This window comes from Thermolongibacillus altinsuensis (genome assembly GCF_004341205.1).
GTDB classification, from domain to species: domain Bacteria; phylum Bacillota; class Bacilli; order Bacillales; family Anoxybacillaceae; genus Thermolongibacillus; species Thermolongibacillus altinsuensis.
This window is the reverse complement of record NZ_SLUL01000009.1, coordinates 66,983-87,002: the sequence shown is the minus strand read 5'-3', so window position 1 is coordinate 87,002 and position 20,020 is coordinate 66,983. Positions and strand designations below refer to the sequence as shown.

Sequence of the window (20,020 nt, the reverse complement as noted above, 5' to 3'; positions counted from 1 at the left end):
CCTCCTTCACTTCTCATAGTAATGCATAAATACTTCTTCGAGAGTCGGCTCTTGGATTAATAGATCCTTAACCGGCAGGGCATTCAATTGATTTAGAAGCGCCTTCATATCCCCGCTATAAAGCAACGTCATTTCATTTCCGTTAACTTCTTTCTTGACGATACCATCCAGTTTGAGGTCCATTGGTTCCGTTTGTTCAAAAGTAATCGTGATATATTTCAAATTTTTCTTCGTAAGATTTTCAATCGTTTCTACTTTAACAAGCTCCCCTTCCTTAATAATTGCGACCCGATCACACAACTTTTGCACTTCAGAAAGAATATGGGAGGAGAAAAAGATCGTTGTCCCCTTCTTTCTTTCCTCTAGAAGAAGTTCAAAAAAGGTGTTTTGCATTAGTGGGTCGAGTCCGCTAGTTGGCTCATCTAAAATAAGAAGTTTTGGCCCATGCAGCAGCGCCTGAACAATCCCAACCTTTTTTCGATTACCAAATGAAAGATCCTCAATTTTTTTATGGAGATCCAAGTCAAGTCGTTCAGCCAGCTCTTTCATTCTGTTCGGATTAAATTTTTTGTAAAAGCCTGCTGAATATTTTAATAAATCGATCACCCTCATATCATCGTAATAATGGATTTCGGAAGGCAAATAGCCTACGTTTTGTCTTATTTCTTTTGAGTCCTTAACGATATCTTTTCCGAAAACCGTCGCACTCCCGCTGGTCGGATATATGAAATTTAACAGCGTGCGAATGGTTGTGCTCTTGCCTGCTCCGTTAGGACCGATAAAACCAAAAATTTCTCCTTCTTCAATTGAAAATGTAAGGTTGATAATCCCTCTGTTCTTGTTATAAGTTTTAGTCAAATTCTTGATGTCTACAATCTTCATACATTCCCCTCCTTTGGGCGGCTTTGTATTAATTGACTGACCAGTCGATACCATTATATATATCGATTGAATAGGTGAAAAACTGATGAACCCATTTTCGGGTTACACCCAATATGTCAAGAAAAGCAAAAGGCGAACAGCGCCTGTCACTGTTTGCCTATGCGCATTTATGCATTCGTTATGCGTTTTGCAACACATTCTTAATGTAAAAATAATAAAAAAACATATATTAATTTGATATTTTTAAATTTTCATGAAAAATATTGAATGAATATGAAAATAATGATAGTATGATAATCATCTAGCGAATCAATAAACTGCCGTCTAAAATCACGCTGCATCATTTTATCATTAGAAGGAGGAAATTTCTGTGATCGTCACAAAAGAAAACTTGAATCCGTATGAAATTGTCAAGAAACAAATCGAAACGGCCGCAGCGAAACTAGGTTTAGAACCGCACATCGTTGAAATTTTAAAAAGACCGATGCGAGTTCTCTCCGTATCATTCCCTGTCAAAATGGACGATGGTACCATCCGGGTATTCGAAGGATACCGCTCCCAGCATACGGATGTTTTAGGACCTACCAAAGGGGGAATCCGCTTTCACCCTGATGTTACACTAGACGAAGTGAAGGCACTATCGATGTGGATGTCATTTAAATGCGGTGTCGTTGGACTTCCTTACGGCGGTGGAAAAGGCGGAGTCGTCTGTGATCCACGAACATTAAGCCCTGGAGAACTGGAACGCGTCAGCCGCGGATTTATCGAAGCCATTTCGCAAATCATCGGCCCAGATAAAGACATTCCTGCTCCTGACGTTTATACAAATCCGCAAATTATGGGTTGGATGATGGATACATATAGCCGAATCAAACAATCTTTCTCCCCGGGAGTCATTACAGGAAAACCGCTCATCATCGGGGGATCGAAAGGAAGAAATGAAGCAACCGCTCGCGGTTGTGTCATTACCATTCAAGAAGCGATGAAAAAACTTGGACTTCCGTTAAAAGACGCAACTGTCGCAATTCAAGGGTTCGGAAACGCGGGAAGAATCGCTTCCAGACTGCTCTCAGAACTTGGGTGCAAAATCGTCGCTGTGAGCGATTCCAATGGCGCCATTTATGATCCGAACGGATTGGATATAGCGAAAGTAGAATATTTGAAAGACCATGGCTCATTGCTTGACTACGGTGTGGAATATCAAATTGATCATTCCGCTTTATTAGAACTGAAAGTTGACATTTTAATTCCTGCCGCTTTGGAAAACGCGATCACATCGAAAAACGCCGATCAAGTTCAAGCAAAAATTATTGCTGAAGCGGCAAACGGTCCTGTTTCTCCGGAGGCAGACCGCATTCTTGCTGAGAAAAACATCCTCGTCATCCCAGACATCCTCGCCAATGCCGGCGGTGTGACCGTATCCTATTTCGAATGGGTACAAAACTTGATGAACTATTACTGGAGCGAAGAAGAAGTAAATAAAAAATTAGCGGACATTATGGTGAACAGCTTCCACGCCGTTTATGAAGCGGCGCAAGAATATGGTACCGATTTGCGCACAGCCGCTTACATTATTTCGTTAAAACGAATTACAGAAGCGATGAGAGCGCGCGGCTGGGTGTAATTCTAAAGTAGAAGCAACTTTGAATCGAAGCCTCGCTTTGGGGCTTTTTTTTGTTCTGTCTCTTACGCGATACCTTTGATGTATGATCAAGCCCCTCTTCTTATTTATATTCACCTTTTCTGATGCCTTGTTTCTTTTACACAACAAAAAATCCGAACTCGTTTGTGAGTTCGGACTGATATTTATATCCTCCCAATAAATTTCACCTCTAATTCTTATAAACCATTCTCAATCTGATCATTGAAAAAAGGTTGACCGTAGTCATTCGTCAACCTTTATTAGAACACTTTATTTTCTGTTTCTTTCCTATAGCTTTTCGACTGTCGTTGGAAAAGTGCTATGTCACGCTGGGAAAAGCAACAATGTTTAGCCATTTATTTTTGATGCTTGCTGCGCTCACCCCACCATCCTTTCTTCTTAAAGTAAAGGGCAATGCCGCCCCCTAGGAACGCCATCAGCAGCAACGCATAGAAATAACCATATTCCCATCTTAATTCCGGCATCTTTTCAAAGTTCATTCCGTAAAGCCCGGCGATAAATGTCATCGGGATAAAAACAACACTGACTAACGTCAATGTTTTCATAATGACATTCATATGGTCAGATTTTAACGATAACTGTAAATCGAAAATGCCTGTCAGCGTCTCTTTGAACGTATCTAAGGCCGACGTTACCCGGGAAAACCGGGCGATGGCATCTTGAATATACGGATTACTTTCTTCATTGACATAAGGAAAATCGGAATGTCCAATCGTTTTCATCATTTCTTCCTGCGCTTCAGCGATTTGCCGTAGTTCATGTATTCGTACTTTCCAGCGGAATACAAGATGACCGATTTCGTTGGCAAACGGTGTTTTAAAGACTTGTTTTTCCAGTGCTTGAATATGGCTGGCAATGTAATCAACCAACTCTAAATACTCCATTGCCGCTGAATTTAGAAACTGATATAAAACATATCCCGGATGAGACAGGTCATCGGGATGGTGTTGGAGATGGACAAACAGCTTCTTGGCTAATTCGATTTCCCTCTCTGTATAGCTGATGACATATTGTTCTGTTGCAATGATCCGCAGCTGTGTTTTTTGAAATTGGTCATTGACAATAAAGATGGAAACAAATGCACACTTTTCGTATTCATCGACTTTTGGAAAATCACTTCCGTTTAATAACGCTTTCTTGGCTAACGGATGAATAGAAAGATTCTCCAATAAATCTTGGAGCGTTTCTTTTGTCCGTTCTGTAAAATGCAGCCAACATACTTCGTGATCTTGGGGCAAGCGCGGTGTTTCTAATTTTTGTATTTGTTTGGTATTGGCATTATAACATAACATCATGTGAATCCCTTTCCATTTTTAGTATATAGCTTGTTCATTTCTGCAATAAAAAAACGAGGCTGTCTCAAAAAGTCAGTAAAATGACTTTTTAAGAACAGCTCTCTTTTTCTAGTATATGGATTATATTTTTATCTGAATGGAAGAGAACCCTCCTATGCGAGGGATTGCCTAATCAGTCATCAAAAAGCTTCAGTTGCAAACTACAATCTACTTCCTCGTTATCCAATTGTCCGATTAATAAAGGACTGTGGACGTCATGTTTCTCCCAGTGTTTATTTACCGTCTTTTCACTTCTTACCGCATAGCAATACGTGCAATTGAATTTACACGTATCATACACACCCATATCTTCCGATTCAGCACATAGACATTCAGAACGTTGATATGGATCTTTTTTAAATCGGAGCTCGCTCCCGAAAATTTTTTGAATGAGCTTAATATCAATACATGCCCCGTGTTGCACCCCGTATTGCCCTAAATCCATTTTTTCAGCACATGAATACATTTCAAGAGAATAGCGGGAAGCGACGGTTGCGAAGTGGTTCATTAACCGGTGCAACTCAGCACGATAGTCTGGTGATGTGATGTCCGTAAATACAAGCCCATGTTCTTCACGAAGTTTTTTTAATTTGGCTTCAACCTTCCCATACATATCCAAAAAACTAATGACAACTCTTTTGGTATATGGGCCAATTTCTGCAGCGATACGCTCGAAACGCTCGATATGATCGTTTACCGTTGTCTCATTGCTAATAATGATTGGATCGTATCTCCAAATCACTTTCTCCGCTCCGATCAAGTTGCTTAAGTCTTTAAAGATTTGGATGCGAGATTTAAGCGATGGAACGCTCGGCTCCAACGCTTTCGGATAGTCATTTAATGTAAACTGGAAATAATAGCGATATCCTAATTCATCCAACGTTTTTAAATGGGGCATTAACGGTTTCGGGTTTTTCGTCCAAAAGACGATCACATCCACATCTTCAACGGCTAAACTGACCATCTTCTTTTGCTTTGAATTGTACGGATTGACTTTCACATAATATCCGCTTCGAATGCGTTCCATAAACCATTTGCTAAAAAAAGCAGGAATATCTGTTCTCCGACTGGCACTAATAATCATTTTTTTACATGCTCCTTTTTTCCGGGTGTTTCCAGAGAGCTCAGTTTAGTCAGCTGTTTTGTCATTACTTTCTTTGTATTCTTTAACCCAACGGTGAAGAGTGTTGTAAGCCAAACCTAACTCTTTTGCCACTTGAGCGATGGACTTGTCCCCCTCCAAGCATCACTCAACCGCTTGAATCTTGTACTCTTGATCAAATGCTCTCTTTTTCATGATTGGACACCTCGAACCTATTATAATTAAGTTTATTATAATCTCTCTGTTCTCCGTGTCCACTTTTTAGACTAACATCAAAAAGTTTGTCTTACCGAAATTATTTAAATATGAAGTCTTTGAGACTTTTAAAAAATATGGTAAATTAACAAAAAATAGAAATGCAGGTGATACTTTTGACTGAAGTTTATAGAGATTTTCTTTATCTGGATCAAAATAGGGTTGATTCTATAATCGCTCAATTAAATAGAGGTTATATAAAAGAAATGATGGAAGGTAAGGCTAATGAAAAAAATATTAATACTAAAATGGCAAAATGGCTTGAAACAATTGGCTTCCCTTTTGGAGTAGAAGGAGGATACAAGCACACCTCAAATAAATCAACAAATAAGATTCTCCATGATTATTCTTATGACTATGCTTTAGATTTGTTAAAGGAGAATGATAAGTTAATACAAGTATCTAATTTATTTGAAGAAGACAATTACGTTTATGAAGGTTGTTTTATTTTGGTATCAGGGGAAGCAAAAATTTTAATTGCAGTTTATTCAAACGAAACTTTTTTTATCATTTACCGTAAATGAAATTGAATGGATAATTTTCCAAATTAAAGGAGGTAACAGTATGGAAGTACAGTATCAACAAATCTCACCTAGAGCGATGAAGGTACGCAATTTAAACGAACTTATTACATCACTCATTGCCCTTGTCGTTATAACCGGACTTTATTTTTGCACAGATTATTTTAACTGGTGGAGCTGGCTACGGTATGTTTGGATCGCCCTGTTTTTCATTACCATAATTGGTATTCCGTGGACGTATTTTGTAAGTTCACCGATATACTATAAAACTTTTCGATACGGGCTAACGGATGATTTTTTATATATTAAAAGCGGGATTTGGACAAAAGTGGAAGTTGTAGTGCCGATGACGAAAATACAATCAATTGAATTGACTCAAGGCATCATTATGCGAAAATATGGTGTCCGCTCAATTGAAATTAAAACTATGCAAGGTGGCGTTACCATTCCACATATTGAGGAAGAAGTTGCTATAAAGCTCCGCGACGATATTTCGAAGCTTGCCCGTTTAAAGGAGCTTGATGAAGTATGACGTTTCGCTATTCCAAGCTAAAAATATTCTATGACCTGCTAGACCTTATCAAAAGCAATCTGTTTATACTTTTCATTTTATTCCTAAATGCGGGTAGTAATTCTATGTTCATGAATATTGTGCAATGGGGTGCGATTGCGCTTTTCGGATTCAGTTTACTGTTTCGCATCTATGAGACATTATTTACTAAAGTTGTATTTGCCGAAGATGGCATTCATATACATAAGGGCCTATTTTCTAAATCAGAGCAATTTATACCGCGTGAAAAATTTGAGAATGTGCAAACGAAGGCAAATGTTTTGCAACGATTATTTGGCGTACAATCGATCACAATGGAAACAGGTGAAGCGACTAGCGATGTGACATTGGAATTTGTAAACAAAGTGGATTGCATCAAGATAGAGGATTATGTTTTACGAAATGGGAATCAAGAGCAACATGCTGAGGAAGCCATCAATGAAACTGAACGTCAAATTCTTTTTACCACTGCCATTCGTGATATTTTGAAAGCTTCCCTATTGTCCTTTAGTTTTTTAGCCATCATTCCTATTGGCTTAAATATATGGTTAGATGTACATCCAGAGAAATACATTAATGTAGATAAGGTTATATCTCATCTTTCTGGATGGCTGCTCATCTTGCTAGTCTTACTTGCCGCATTAGCAGCTGTCGGTATCGGCGTCTTTAAAACGTTTAATAGCTACTATCAATATACAATTTCAATGGACAATGAACGCATTTATGTACAAAAAGGCTGGCTTTCTAAGCAAAGCTTTTCCATTCGTAAAGACAAAGTACAAGCGGTCATTTACAAACAAAATGGCTATCAAAAGTTGCTCGGTGTGACAACAATTAAGCTTATTTCAGCAGGGGAAATTTCGCCGGGTGAGGACCAAAACATTAATGAATTTTTCCCGTACTTACCGACGGAAAAAGCACATGAATTAATAGCAATCATGCTGCCAGAATTTCAACTGTGTAGCATGACACATTATGCATCCCCTAAGGCAAAAAAGTTGATTTGGCTTCGACCACCAATTTTTGCAAGCCTCGTTGCTGCTATTGGATTTTGGAAACCAATTTTCTTTGTTTTGGGTGCGATTGTGTTGGTGTTTACTTATATCAATCGCATTCGAGAATACCGTAATACAGCGTTTAGGTTAGAAGATGCGCATGTACAGCTTCGCTCAGGTGCCTTTACAGTAGAAACACTCGTAACGAAACGGGCAAAGTTGCTTGAATTGCAATTTGAGCGTTCTTTGCTACAGCGAATTTTTGGTGTCATGAGTGTAAAACTGACAAATCGTGCACACCCGGTCCACGTAACAACGTTATTAGATATCGATTCTTCTCTACAACCGTTGATCACATCTTGGTTTGAAGCACGCACAAAAGATGTGGAGATTGATCCACATTCGCAGTACGGTTCTTTAAAGCAAGATGCTTGTCCGATTACTTCTTACGTTGAAGTTAATAGCAAATAAATAGCATGCCAGCAGCATATTCAATTATGCTGCTTTATTTATGAAAAAACATAATTTACCCTTGGTGCTAGTTGAACTCTACTGTTCAACTAGCTCAAGAGAAACAAGCGTGTAAACCAATAAAATACCGTCTAATGCCGTTTCAAACCCTTCGACGTTGTTAGCACGGATCGAAGTGAGACGAAACACATCCACAAGGACCGAAAAGATGGTTTCCACGATTTTTCGTTTTCGACGCATCCATTGCTCCCATTCTTTAGAGTAAGAAACCTGTTGATTCTTGCAGAATGGTGTCCAAAAAGCAATTCCGTATTCATGATGAAGCTTCTTTTGTAATGGTCGACTGACGTATCCTTTATCCCCTAACGTGTAAGGATGTGGAAGTTGAGCCATGACTTCTTCTGCCACGATTCGATCATGATACGAAGCAGCCGTGACCACATATCCCATAGGAAGCGACTGGTCCGTAATCTGAATGTGTAACTTAAATCCGTAGAAGAACATCTTCTTGGAAGCGCAATATCCAATATCCGCCACATCTCGGAATCGTTTGACCCGTGAAACGCGTGCATAGTGACACAACTCGATTGATAAACTGTCCACGACAGCATACGCATGATGTTGTCGACGTTTAGCCAGCCGATGTCGAATCCATTTGATGACCCAACGTACCGAACGGCATCGATGGTTGTATCGAGAACGTTCAGGGAACCACTCTTCCATGAATAGGTTTCCAACGACAAAGCGATGCCATGCCCGTTCCGACGTAAAGCCGAATAACTTTACAAGCACATGAATCGCAATGATCACATCATCAGTTTGCTTCAACAGTGCCGATTGCGTCTCTTCAAATGTGGTTCGATATAAGACAACTGTGTAATTACGATCGATAAAATGGCGGTATATTGCGAACAGTGACAGAAACTGTTCGTATTAGGCAATCGTTTTTGCACTAGCCAATTCTTTTCATTATCCCCAAAAAACCGTCATAACTCCTCGCCCTCTCCCATACATATAAACCGTCCATATACAACAGGAGGGGATCATCATGGAACGACAAGCGAAGATTGTTAGTATCATCAACTGGAAAGGCGGAGTGGGAAAAACGACGTTGACACATCATTTGGCGACTGGGTTACAACACTTGTCATCTGATGAATTAGAACTAGTCGGGCATGAGCATTCACATCCAAAAGTGTTGTTAGTGGATGCCGACGCGCAATGTAACCTTTCGATTTTATGCTTAACACCGGAGGAGTTTGAAAACTTAGCATATCACAATAAACCTCCGATCGGTACGTTGAAAGATTTAATCGAACACTACTTAAAAAACGAACATCCGCAAGTGGATGTGAATGACTTTATTTTAAAAGCGCACGTGCGAAGCGGAAATGGGAAAGTGTACGAACATATTGACTTACTGCCAGCACACTCCGAGCTGATTCATACGGACATGGATATTGCGGTTTATTTACGTCCTAATTTTAAAGAGCACTTATTTGGTTGGGACATTTATAAATTCCAAATGCTTCACCACATTTTAAATACCGTTAAACATGAGTACGATTTTATTTTTATCGATTGCCCGCCGAATTTAAACTACATTACGCAAAACGCATTGTATGCAAGTGATTATTATTTAATCCCAGCCATTCCTGATCGACTTTCTTCGTACGGTATTTCATCGATCAAAAATAAAGTAGACGAATTAAACGAAAGATTTCACTCAAGTTCGAAAGAGTATAGCGATACGAAGTTAATCGGGATCGTCTTCAATTTCATTCGCGAATACGGAAGCCAGCCGAAACAGACGCAAGCGAATATGATTAACATGCTAAAAGACACGCTTCCGCCCGACGTGATGTTCAACAGCTATTTAACATACGGGGATGCGATCACGCGTGCATCCACTCTTAGTTATCCCGTCTTCGCGGTAGAAAATAGTCAGGCGAAACAGAGCGAATGTGTCAAAAACATTACGCTTGAATTTTTAAACCGGATGGGTGGTGGAATCGTGGTATGAACGTGAAAACACTGATACATGTTTTGGAAAAAGCACTCGTCATCTTAAAGCATTATGAACATTGCACCGTTGATGAAATGCTTAATGATATTTCTGTAAAAATATTAAGCGATCAAAATAAGCCAATAAAAAACAAAAAAGCGCCAAACGATGCGGACTATTCAAACGCGATTAAGAAGATGAAGGACATGAACAAAGCAGAGGCATCACAGTTTTTATCTTCTTTTAAAAAAGAAGAACTGCTCCGCATGGGGACACAAATGAACATCAAACTGCAAAAGAAAGACACAAAAAAGATATTGATCGAATCGATTATCACCCATTGCAGCTTTGCCGAACTATACGCCCAAATGGCGAACAGAAAGCATCAAAAACAAATGAGCGAACAGACATAAGCATCTGTTCGCTCAAAACAATATCTGCGCACAACCATTCGAGACGCATTTCGTATTCGTAGCGATTTTCTGGACTCACACTTAAACTTCCCCATTCTTCCGACTTCTTCCGACGCCTCGCGAATTTCTTGCTCGTTCATCGCTATCACCTCCAATTCGTTTAAAAGCGTTTTATTTAACCTCCCATGATTTGATCGATTTCCTTTGAAATCAGTATCACTTCTTCATTTATTCTCTTTTTCAAGCTGGCGAGAGAGATGTATCGTATAAAAAAGGATTAAAAATTACAAATGACCATGGTTGGACGATTGAACTATGAAAGAACGATGAAACATGCAAATATGGCGAAACGGATTGCCGCCATTCGCCTCATCATGCAAGGATACTTTGGTGTTCAAGTGTCACAACTTCCAACGTATACATTGAAACGAGCCAATCCTACATAACAGAAACAATTTCAACATCAAATTGAATGGATAAAAAAACTTCTCCAACGAATGCGTGTTCATCTATGAGGACGAGAGCCATATTCGTGACTACCAAATCCTTCTCACCACCTGAAGTATGAGGGGTGTTCAGAAAAAGATCCCTCATCATGCCACTGCGAGTTTATTGGGTGGCGTGAACGCTCAAACGGGTCCATTTCATTGTATGGAAGCAGAACGTGCGACAGCACAGGTGTTTTTATCCTTTTTAAATTTACTTAATTACAGGAGTACCCAAATCAACACATCGTTGTCATACTAGACAATGCAAAAATTCATCATGCGAAAATGCTTCGTCCTTTCTTTCAGAAACATCAAGAGCGATTGACGCTCATCTTTCTGCCTCCCTATTCTCCGAACTTAAAATTGGCCGAACGGATTTGGGGCTGGCTGAAGGAAAGTGTCATTGCCAATCGTTTTCATCGAAATCGCACAGATTTGCGAGAATCCATTCTCTCGTTTTTGGCGTATCTTTTTGAATTTCCGGAAAGGATACTCCAACGAATTGGACAGATTCATATGTCGGAATGTTAACCTGGATGTATATAGGTATTCTTTTTTCATGGGGTCATCCTTTTGAGGAAATTTTTGAGGGGAAATAGGTGGGTACGATTTTATTGATACCGAATGAAGTAGAGAACTTAAGTTATTAAACAGAATTTTCTGGTAAAAATAGAAAGAGAGCCAATTAATTTATGGAATATCAAAGGCTCTCTGTTTCTTTTAATCTATCAACCTTCGACATACTTCGGGGCGTGACAGGCATCGATCCCTTGGGGAACGTTTTAAATAGTTATATAATGTCGTTCTGGATATGTTTAATTTTTTCGCGATAGTGGCTTTACTAAATCCTTGCTTTAAGAGCTGATAAATTTCCATGTACACTTCCCACTTATCCACCTTTCCATCCCTCCAACAGCTAGATAGCATTCAACCTCTATCATAGCTGTTCGGAGTAAAATTGGTAAATAAGTGTTCAACTTTATTTGTCGGATTCTGTCCATTTTAGTTTAGCAGTTACAGATGCCTGCTAGCGATAAACAAAGCAATTCGTGAATACGAAAAGGTCCATCCCCTAAAATAAAAAGAGCGACACGATGCCGCTCCTCTTCTTGGCCTGTCATCCATATGAACAACAGCGTTTATTCATAATTTGAAAAAGGATTCTAAAATAATGTGCTAATTTACATACATTATTATTTTAAAGAGTGGTGGGGAGTTTGAAGAAACTGCTCATACCAGTTTTTATCGCATAAATCCGCTATTTGCTCAAACCATGATTTTATCTCCTCATAACTATTGGAATAAATTAAATGCTCTTTTCGAATTTTCTTAGATAGTTGCCCATTCAAACGCTCCTTTATAGCTTCTTCACGTTTTTTAGGACATTTGATATGCTGCATAACTCCTTTACTCACTAAAACCTTTGGAACATCTATATTATCCCAGTCCATTTTTTCTAAATCTAGATTTATACCAAACTCTTCTTCAATTAATTCTGGTGGAATATAGTTTTCCATTTCACGTTTTGAAGTTAACTCTCCAAATCTTCTTCCATCCCTATTAGCTTTAATCTCCTCTATTGTTTTTCTATAGTCCTCCCTATCATTGTCATAGAGATGAAACTCGATCACATTTGAGTTTCTCAAATAGTTTCTGTTTACCCAGTTTACTAGATTACTCCCTTTCATTCCAATCATGGTTATATTCGACTTCTCCAAATCTATTATATCTTTAAAATCATCAATAGCTTGATTAATATTTCGTAGAAAATTAATATCATTCTCTCCCTCAACACAAATAACCACTTTCGATTCAATAGTTGGTAAAATCCCTAATGATCTAACTATCCCCTTTAACTTTTCTTCTTCTTTTCTTACTATTTGAGGACCATATTCATCTTTACTTATAAAAATCAAACTATCTAAATCCACCATTTTTGCAATTTCTGGTGTATGGGTTGTTATAATAACTTGGTGTTTATCATCTGAACTAATTTTTAATAGGGAGTCAATGATCATTCTTTGAAAGTTTGGATGTTGGGAAGTCTCGGGTTCCTCTATTGCATAGATAATGTTCTTATTATTTTTTTCTTCTGCAATTCTTTCTGCCTCAGCACGAAAATAACTTAAAAGAATTAACCTCCTAATACCACTTCCACGTTTATTTAATGGGATGCCATCGTCACTTTCTAGTTGGAAAGAAAATAGTGAATCCCAAGATTTAAGATTAAGATTAGTTTTTAGCCTATTTGCGATTTCACCATTAAAATCTTTTAGTTTATTAATTGTGTCTTCTGCAATTGCCGAAACTTTTTTATCCACCTCTTCTACAATGTGGCTTAATTGATCTTCCATCTCTGCTAACGCCTTTTTCGTAGCAATTTTAAGAGGATTTTGCACTTCACTATCATTATCAGAATTAGTCCGGTCCGACTGAAATAAGAAATATAATGGTAAATTCGATTTGATTTTATCCCAAATATTCTTACTATCCTTGTCAATTTTTTGAATTTCAATAAATCTTGTTTCAAATTCAGTGTCTTCATTCACTAGATGTTTGTATAGTGCCTTTCTCATTTCAGCATTCTTATTTTTATTTATTAAATCATAATCATCAATTTTATCAGCAATAGTTCGCAGCTCTTTCCTTAGTTCCTCTTGTTTTAGAGTAATCAAAGGTTTATCAATTCCTTTGGGATAGTGTGCCACTAAATAAACCTTTAGGCTTGAAGCCGTTATTTTATCTTTAGAACAATCCCAAACTTTTCTAATTTCTAGCAATCCGTCTTTATTTAACAAATACTCTTCCTTTAGAGATGTTGGATTAGAAGAATCTATTATTGTGATTTCTTCTTCTTCGAATGTAAAGCAGGCACCTATCTCCATGACTTTTTCTGTACTATTCACATTACAATCTTCTATTTCTGGCTTTACTAGAGCATCCTTATTCTCACCGTTAAAAAATATCTCTAACGCTTCCATCAGTGTCGATTTACCAATATCATTCTTTCCAATAATAACATTCATGTTTTCAGAAAAATTTATCACTTCTTCCCTATATCCCCTAAAATTCTTTAAGTAGAGACTATGTAGCTTCATACTAAACACCCCCTATAATACCTAAATTTGGTTAAAATATATTAATTACCTGCTTACAGTAAAATGACAGTAATGATAAGGAAAATAATAAAAAACCCCATAATCAAGATCACAAAAATAATATTTTTTTATAGTTTCTAACCGTTTTCTACAATATGGTCCTGACAATGGATATTATACCTATATTTAACTAAAAATATTGTCGAACCTTGTCACAAAATAAAAAAACAGAAGCTCACTAGCTTCTGTCTTTAATGAATGATTAACCATTTAGCGCTTGCAACATAAACAGATTTACATTATTCTGTGATCCCATGAATTCGATATTTGTATTTAAATGAGAATTAATCGTTCATTTATTACTTCTCCATTTCGAACGAAATACATATACACACTTCCTTGAAGCTCTGCTAAATCTTCCAAATGAGACTCTGGTAATGACATCTCCGGATTATCTGTTAAAATAATGAATCGCGGGTTTCCTTGTTCATCCTCGCTCATAAAATCAACTAGAGATAAAGAAGGATACATTTTTACATGGTTACGACCGTTTGCTTGTTCATAACGTTCGACTGCTTCTTTATAATCAACGGAAAGAAGGCGATACGATGTTTTGTCGTCAGGTAATAATGTGAATGAAGCAATTTTTTTTGGCGGAATGATATTTACGTTTCGTTCACGTTCTACTTCCTCCAAACGAGCTTTACGGCGATCTTCGATATCAATTAATTTTGCTTTCATTTGGTTGATTAGTGCTGAATTTCGGTTTTCTTCGTTTTCGTTACGGTACTTTTCAAGTCTTAATACGGTTTCTTGGTATTGATGGTCAAAAGCACGGCGAAGGAACTGTATTTTTTTATTTAATTGCGCTTCATTAGATAAAACTAACTCTTCCCGTTTTTGCATCACTTTGTTGAGAGCATGGGTAAGCAATGATGATTCATTTTGTTCAATAGGACGCAATGATACTAGCTCCAATGAATAACCATAAAGCCAGTAAGAGTCGATTTCTATGATTTCTCCGTTTTTCCGTCTCGCAAAGTAGACAATATCCCGAAATAATTCCCTTCCTGTGCCATCTGTTAGACCAATTTCATAGGCTTCTGCCATTAATGCTTCACGAATTGGGATTTTCGCTTCAAAAAATGGCAGCACCAACCCTTCGATTTCCTCTTTCATTAATTGCAATGATACAGCAAATAACGGATGGTCATTTTTCATCAATGCAACTTCTTCATTTGCATATTTAGCTATATCGGTAAAACGGTACGATTCTTCTTTTCCTTTTAAGCTAATATGGTGTTTTCTCGCAAATTCCCGAATAAATTTTGGCATACGATCAATGCGAAAAACATGGTTGTTTTGAGAAGGATATACCTTTACACTATGACGGCTTAACGTATTGATCGCAAATTGCGCATAAGCGCGCGCAGGGATTTTTTGCACAGCGAGATCATACTGTTCCCTCTTCATTCCTGGTAAATCGATCGTTTCTACTGCAAGACGTTCTTCTTTTGCTATTTTTAATAGATCCGCATATTCTTCCGCCAACACTTCGTCAATACTTTTCTTTATATCTTCTAATCGTTCTCTTTGAAGAATCGCTTGCTGCATTAATGTTGGCAAATCTGCCACTTTATCTTCCAATCGATCACCGATAAAGTCGTATACTAAATCATGGCCTAAATCTTTTCGCATCTGCTCCATTTTTGTCATTAACGTCAATAAAACGTCTCCTTCACGTGTATTGCCAGCCACTAAGTTAAATACAAATACTTCGTTTCTCTGCCCAATGCGATGAATTCTTCCCATTCGTTGCTCAAGCTTATTTGGGTTCCAAGGAATATCATAGTTAATCATTTGATTGCAAAATTGCAAATTAATCGATTCGCCTCCAGCATCCGTTGCCAGCATAATTGGACATTCATGTTTGAATTTTTCCACTTGTTTCTGTCGTTCTTCCATCGAAAATTTTCCAATAATCTTTGCGACTTCCACTCCATGCGCTCGCAGTTTCTTTTCTAAATAATGCAGCGTATCCGTCGACTCGGTAAAAATGAGAATTTTTTCTCCTTTTTGCAACAATCCCTCTACACCAAATAACGTCTTTTCTAATTCCATCCATTTACGTTCTACACCATGTTCGCGAAGATAGCTCGAGTAATCTATTAATTTTTTTAGCTCCTCGATTTCCAACTCTAATTCTGCTAGATCAATGGCATCCACACACGTCTCGCTTTTCATTTCGAAAATTTCTTGTTCCTCTAACGTTGCCTCTTCATACTCATCGACAAGCATTTCTTCTGCTGGAATTATTTGTTTCTGTTTCGCTTCCTCCAGCAAATTCATCAATCGATGATAACGGCGTTCCAACGATAAATGAATCGCTTCAATAGATGAACTTAATCGTCTTTGCAAAAGCATCATCGCAAACGCCGTACTATTATTTCCCCGATTGATGGCGCGATTAAAATGTTCTTTGACGTATTGAGTCACCGCCTCATATAGTTTTAATTCTTGTTCTGATAAATGGTATGTAATCGTTTTTGTTGTTCGTTTTGGAAATAAAGGAGTTCCATCAAAATACTTTAAATGTTCTTTCAGTCGGCGAATAATAAACGGATTTGTTTTATCACGCAACGTTTCTTTTATACCGATGGAAGAAAAAATATCAGGGTCAATAAGCCGCATTAAATGGCGAAAATTTTCGACATCTCCTTTATGAGGAGTAGCCGTTAACAATAAACAATGATCGCTATGCCGCAAGATGATTTCTCCAAGTTGATACAATTTGGTACGCTTTGTTTTCTTTTTCTTTACCCCTGATGTATATGCCGCCATTTTATGCGCTTCATCCACAATCACAAGATCAAAATCCGCTTCAATGACAAGATCCCTGACATCATCTCGCGCAGCCCAATAAAGGGACGTAATGACACAGTCATTTTCGACAAACGGATTTTTGCCGCTGTATTCGTTTAATGTCGAGCGGGTAACAATAAGAAAATCTTCATTAAACTTTTCTTTTAGTTCTTGCTGCCATTGTTTCAATACTAGCGGCGGAACGAGTATTAAAATTCGATTGGCGCTTTGTCTCGCCTTTAATTCTTGAATTAACATTCCGGCCATAATCGTCTTTCCCGCACCTGGATCATCCGCCAGTAAAAACCGCACCGAAGGCACGCGAAGCATTCTTCCATACACCGCTTCAATTTGATGTGGCAAAGGGATCAGATGCTGATTCCCTAATGCGCGCGTTTTTGAAAATCTTTTATCGACAACGAATTCAAAGTAACGTAAATAGTCTTGCAATTCTTCCGAAGAATATGTTTTTTTATTTGATGTATTGATAATTTCAATATTGGTTAATTGTTCAGGGAGAATAATGACTTGGTAATACTTGCTCGTATTCTTCCCATAAGCCTCCACTTGATAAAATTGATTTTGAATCATCGTACAATTTTTTATTTCTACTACTTCCGGCCATAAAGGCCCTTTGACAATATCCCCAACTTGTATCATATTGCTCCCCCTACGTTTGCTCCATTTCTCCTTTTATTATAGCAAAATAAAGCAGCCTTTCTGGGGATATATGACCAGAAAGGCTTACTTGATCATTCAATACTATACAGCTTCAACTCGAATTCCTCTTCGGCATACAGCTCTGTGGTACGTCCTGATACGTCCTCTAAGCGTAAAACACATATTTCTCCCATTCGATACCGGTCTTCTAAAAGATGAAACACCACTTCTATTTGCCGTTCTGAAACTTCTCCAGTGGAATCAAAAGTAATCGTTACCTCATTCGAAATTCGCTCATTATTGCGGTAAAACGCTACCCGCAACGTTCGTGGTTGCCGCTCAGGTGAGACTTTTTCTTCTTGGAAAAACGGAACGATAAATCGGTAACTCGTAATGACTTTTTGAATCGAAGCAACCTGTACGTTTACCCGTTCCGCTTCAGATTTACGTCCTTTTCCTTTTATTTGTCGGTATTCGATTAACGGAATAATGCTTTCTTGCGGCATTGCACCGCCATGAACAAACCGCAATCCGCCACCGGCAGTAAAGCGATTGAGCCCCTTCGCAATTACCGCTTCACAATCTATTCCTAAATAATCAAGAGACACTTTGATCGCGCCAGCAGGGACCGTTAAGTTTTTCCCTATCGCAAAACGGCGATTCCCGTCATAAATTTCTCCCTTTAAACTTTCTGCTTTCTGAAATTGCTCGACTTGGGAAGTTTGATATAAAAAGCCGTGATCACTTGTTAGAAATATACGAACAGCTTCATACGTACCTGTTAATTTGCGAACGGCTGCTTTTATCCGTTCTAACGCATTTTCGACTGCTTCATACGTATATGCTTCCGTTTTGCTCGAATCGCCAATCGCGTCAATGGCATCATGATACAAATAGACAACGCGCTTGCCACGAATATACTCTTGTCCTTCGTCTTTAGTTAATTGAATGAAGTCCTCCATTTTTAAAGCGATAGAATCCACTTCATACATTTGCAAAATGTTATTCCTGTTTTGCAAGCCTTTCGTAGAAAGATCATTCACATAAATCGTGCCATCTTCTTTTATCCCCGTAATCTTTCCTGGAAGCAATGCCGCCATTCCTAATTGCGTATAAGTAGGAAGCGTTGCCTGCATCGGAATGATTTTCACTTCCGTGTTTAAACGCTGTTGAAACTCTTCTAACAATTCCATTCCTATTTCATAACGAAGCGCATCGGAAATAATGACAAAAATGCGCTCCCGTGTCGCCTCTAACAATGGCCGTATAAAATGTTGATAAAAATTTTTTTGCTGCATGACATTTGGAATGTTCCATTGTTTGCTAAGTTTTGTTTCCAACATGTGATCTGTATATGCCGCTAACGTCATTAAATATTTATTCTCATACCAAAATGTTACTCTTTCTATTAATTGTTCGTAACGTTCCAAATTCGTTCCTTTTCTATACAGAAGATAAATATGGCGATAAAGTTGGTCGATACGATAATACTTTTCTGTATACAACGAAAACCATTCTTGTTCGTTTTTCGGTGCATCATCTCGTTCAAAAATGATTTTCCATTCATAAAAATCAAGTACTTTCTCCAACAATTCATACTCTTGTGCAAAATGCGCTTGATACCAATAACCTTTCCTTCGTTCCGCTAAAATACTTTTCCACTCATTCACAAGAACCGTTTCATTTAATAATAATTCATGCAAAGCATCAAGCACTTTTCGTTCGATAATCGGGAACGTAAAACAACGAATGAACGCCTGATACGTATGCATTTCTACTAATTGCGGCACATTCCATTTTTGTTCCAGTTCCAACAAAATCGTTTCTAATCCTTCACGTTCGTCCGATTTCAACCAATCATCAATAAATACTTTACAAATATTTGGAACGCTACAAGGATAATGAACATGTAATACACCCTCATCGATATTGGAAACAACATGCTGGTAAACGATTGTTTCGATAATATGGGATAGACGGTGTTCTTCTTTCGGTGAAACGCCAAAATAATCTTCGATTAACTCGAAAAACAGATTGACATCCAAATATTTGCCCATTTGCATGAGTGCTTCATTATCATCCGATATTCCGCCTTTTTTTGCGACAACGCTTTTCAATAACTCCTGCGGATGAATGCTTTTTGCATCACATAATACAGCCATCATCGTTTGCTTTACATCATTTGCATTTGGGTTATTTGGAAGTAGCTTTTTAAATTTGGCAACTCGTTGCTTGTTTTTAAAAAACGCCCAATGCTCCTCTATAAACGGTCGAATCGCTAAATGATCGATGCGAAGTTCTTTCATCATAATCGCGATTTCATCTGCTTGAAATTCTCCGTATTTGCCGCTGTAAAGAAGGATATCTAATAAAAAGTTATCTTCATCTTTCGGTTTGGCAAATGGAGCGTATATTAAATACGAACTTTCCGTGTCCTCGAGTTCCAACAATACTTTTGTTTGGAAGGCATTGTGATCGTTTAATTTCCAAACTTTGATTCCCTTTTCATTCAACGCTTGTTCTATTTCTGCTAAATCGCGCTCCTCACTTTGCACATCATACCAAAAGACAATTGCACGATCCGAACCAATATTTTCCGTAAGCTGTTTTTCGAATAGTCGCAGTAACTCTTGAACAATATCCATATCTTACACCAACTCTCAATGTATTTCTTTTCCCTATTTTAAAGAAAGACAATCTAATGGCAAGTGAAAAAATGGA

General features: G+C 38.0%; 15 protein-coding genes and 2 pseudogenes. 8 read left to right on the top strand and 9 right to left on the bottom strand.

Features of this window, described 5'->3' with window-relative positions:
• Positions 1–6: 6 nt before the first annotated feature.
• Positions 7–882, bottom strand: coding sequence for an ABC transporter ATP-binding protein (locus tag EDD69_RS09720; RefSeq protein WP_132948769.1), 876 nt, complete (start codon positions 880–882; stop codon positions 7–9).
• 370 nt (positions 883–1,252) lie between these two features.
• On the opposite strand from EDD69_RS09720, the gene EDD69_RS09715 reads away from it, so the two are divergent.
• A complete protein-coding gene (locus tag EDD69_RS09715; RefSeq protein WP_424565350.1) occupies positions 1,253–2,506 on the top strand; it encodes a Glu/Leu/Phe/Val family dehydrogenase in 1,254 nt (417 codons plus the stop codon).
• Between the two features lie 374 nt (positions 2,507–2,880).
• On the opposite strand, the gene EDD69_RS09710 is transcribed toward EDD69_RS09715, so the two are convergent.
• The 3 genes from EDD69_RS09710 to EDD69_RS15805 all read right to left on the bottom strand — a co-directional run bounded on the left by EDD69_RS09710 (position 2,881) and on the right by EDD69_RS15805 (position 5,122).
• Positions 2,881–3,837, bottom strand: coding sequence for a magnesium transporter CorA family protein (locus EDD69_RS09710; protein WP_132948767.1), 957 nt, complete (start codon positions 3,835–3,837; stop codon positions 2,881–2,883).
• A 175-nt stretch (positions 3,838–4,012) separates the two neighbouring features.
• Positions 4,013–4,963, bottom strand: a complete 951-nt coding sequence (locus EDD69_RS09705) for a DUF1848 domain-containing protein (RefSeq protein ID WP_132948766.1) — start codon at positions 4,961–4,963, stop codon at positions 4,013–4,015.
• A gap of 45 nt (positions 4,964–5,008) precedes the next feature.
• Positions 5,009–5,122 carry a transposase gene (locus EDD69_RS15805; protein ID WP_132948765.1) on the bottom strand — a complete coding sequence of 38 codons (114 nt, stop codon included), beginning with the start codon at positions 5,120–5,122 and terminating at the stop codon, positions 5,009–5,011.
• Positions 5,123–5,352: 230 nt separating this feature from the next.
• On the opposite strand from EDD69_RS15805, the gene EDD69_RS09695 reads away from it, so the two are divergent.
• The 3 genes from EDD69_RS09695 (at position 5,353) to EDD69_RS09685 (ending at position 7,773) form a co-directional block, all read left to right on the top strand.
• Positions 5,353–5,760: a DUF6414 family protein gene (locus EDD69_RS09695; protein ID WP_132948764.1), complete on the top strand. Its 408-nt coding sequence runs from the start codon at positions 5,353–5,355 to the stop codon at positions 5,758–5,760.
• A gap of 40 nt (positions 5,761–5,800) precedes the next feature.
• Positions 5,801–6,289, top strand: coding sequence for a PH domain-containing protein (locus EDD69_RS09690; RefSeq protein WP_132948763.1), 489 nt, complete (start codon positions 5,801–5,803; stop codon positions 6,287–6,289).
• Between the two features lie 104 nt (positions 6,290–6,393).
• Positions 6,394–7,773, top strand: a complete 1,380-nt coding sequence (locus tag EDD69_RS09685) for a PH domain-containing protein (protein WP_243643090.1) — start codon at positions 6,394–6,396, stop codon at positions 7,771–7,773.
• Positions 7,774–7,851: 78 nt separating this feature from the next.
• Here the strand turns inward: EDD69_RS09685 and EDD69_RS09680 are convergent.
• A pseudogene (locus EDD69_RS09680) lies at positions 7,852–8,726 on the bottom strand (IS982 family transposase).
• 95 nt (positions 8,727–8,821) lie between these two features.
• On the opposite strand from EDD69_RS09680, the gene EDD69_RS09675 reads away from it, so the two are divergent.
• From EDD69_RS09675 to EDD69_RS09665, 4 genes and pseudogenes are all read left to right on the top strand, one after another.
• Complete coding sequence (locus EDD69_RS09675) at positions 8,822–9,796, top strand: ParA family protein (RefSeq protein ID WP_132948761.1); 975 nt, start codon at positions 8,822–8,824, stop codon at positions 9,794–9,796.
• A complete protein-coding gene (locus EDD69_RS09670; RefSeq protein WP_132948760.1) occupies positions 9,793–10,191 on the top strand; it encodes a hypothetical protein in 399 nt (132 codons plus the stop codon). The genes EDD69_RS09675 and EDD69_RS09670 overlap by 4 nt, the downstream gene beginning before the upstream one ends.
• Before the next feature lie 290 nt (positions 10,192–10,481).
• Positions 10,482–10,637: a hypothetical protein gene (locus EDD69_RS15360; protein ID WP_165871765.1), complete on the top strand. Its 156-nt coding sequence runs from the start codon at positions 10,482–10,484 to the stop codon at positions 10,635–10,637.
• Between the two features lie 276 nt (positions 10,638–10,913).
• Positions 10,914–11,210, top strand: a pseudogene (locus EDD69_RS09665) (transposase); the annotation flags it as partial.
• Positions 11,211–11,399: 189 nt separating this feature from the next.
• Here the strand turns inward: EDD69_RS09665 and EDD69_RS09660 are convergent.
• The 4 genes from EDD69_RS09660 to pglZ form a co-directional block, all read right to left on the bottom strand.
• Entirely contained in the window at positions 11,400–11,555 is a 156-nt protein-coding gene (locus EDD69_RS09660) for a helix-turn-helix domain-containing protein (RefSeq protein ID WP_243643095.1), read from the bottom strand.
• A gap of 317 nt (positions 11,556–11,872) precedes the next feature.
• Positions 11,873–13,777, bottom strand: coding sequence for an ATP-binding protein (locus tag EDD69_RS09655; RefSeq protein ID WP_015863622.1), 1,905 nt, complete (start codon positions 13,775–13,777; stop codon positions 11,873–11,875).
• A gap of 333 nt (positions 13,778–14,110) precedes the next feature.
• Positions 14,111–17,299: a DEAD/DEAH box helicase gene (locus EDD69_RS09650; protein ID WP_132948759.1), complete on the bottom strand. Its 3,189-nt coding sequence runs from the start codon at positions 17,297–17,299 to the stop codon at positions 14,111–14,113.
• Positions 17,300–17,391: 92 nt separating this feature from the next.
• Positions 17,392–19,944, bottom strand: a complete 2,553-nt coding sequence (pglZ, locus tag EDD69_RS09645; protein ID WP_132948758.1) for a BREX-1 system phosphatase PglZ type A — start codon at positions 19,942–19,944, stop codon at positions 17,392–17,394.
• Positions 19,945–20,020: the final 76 nt, after the last annotated feature.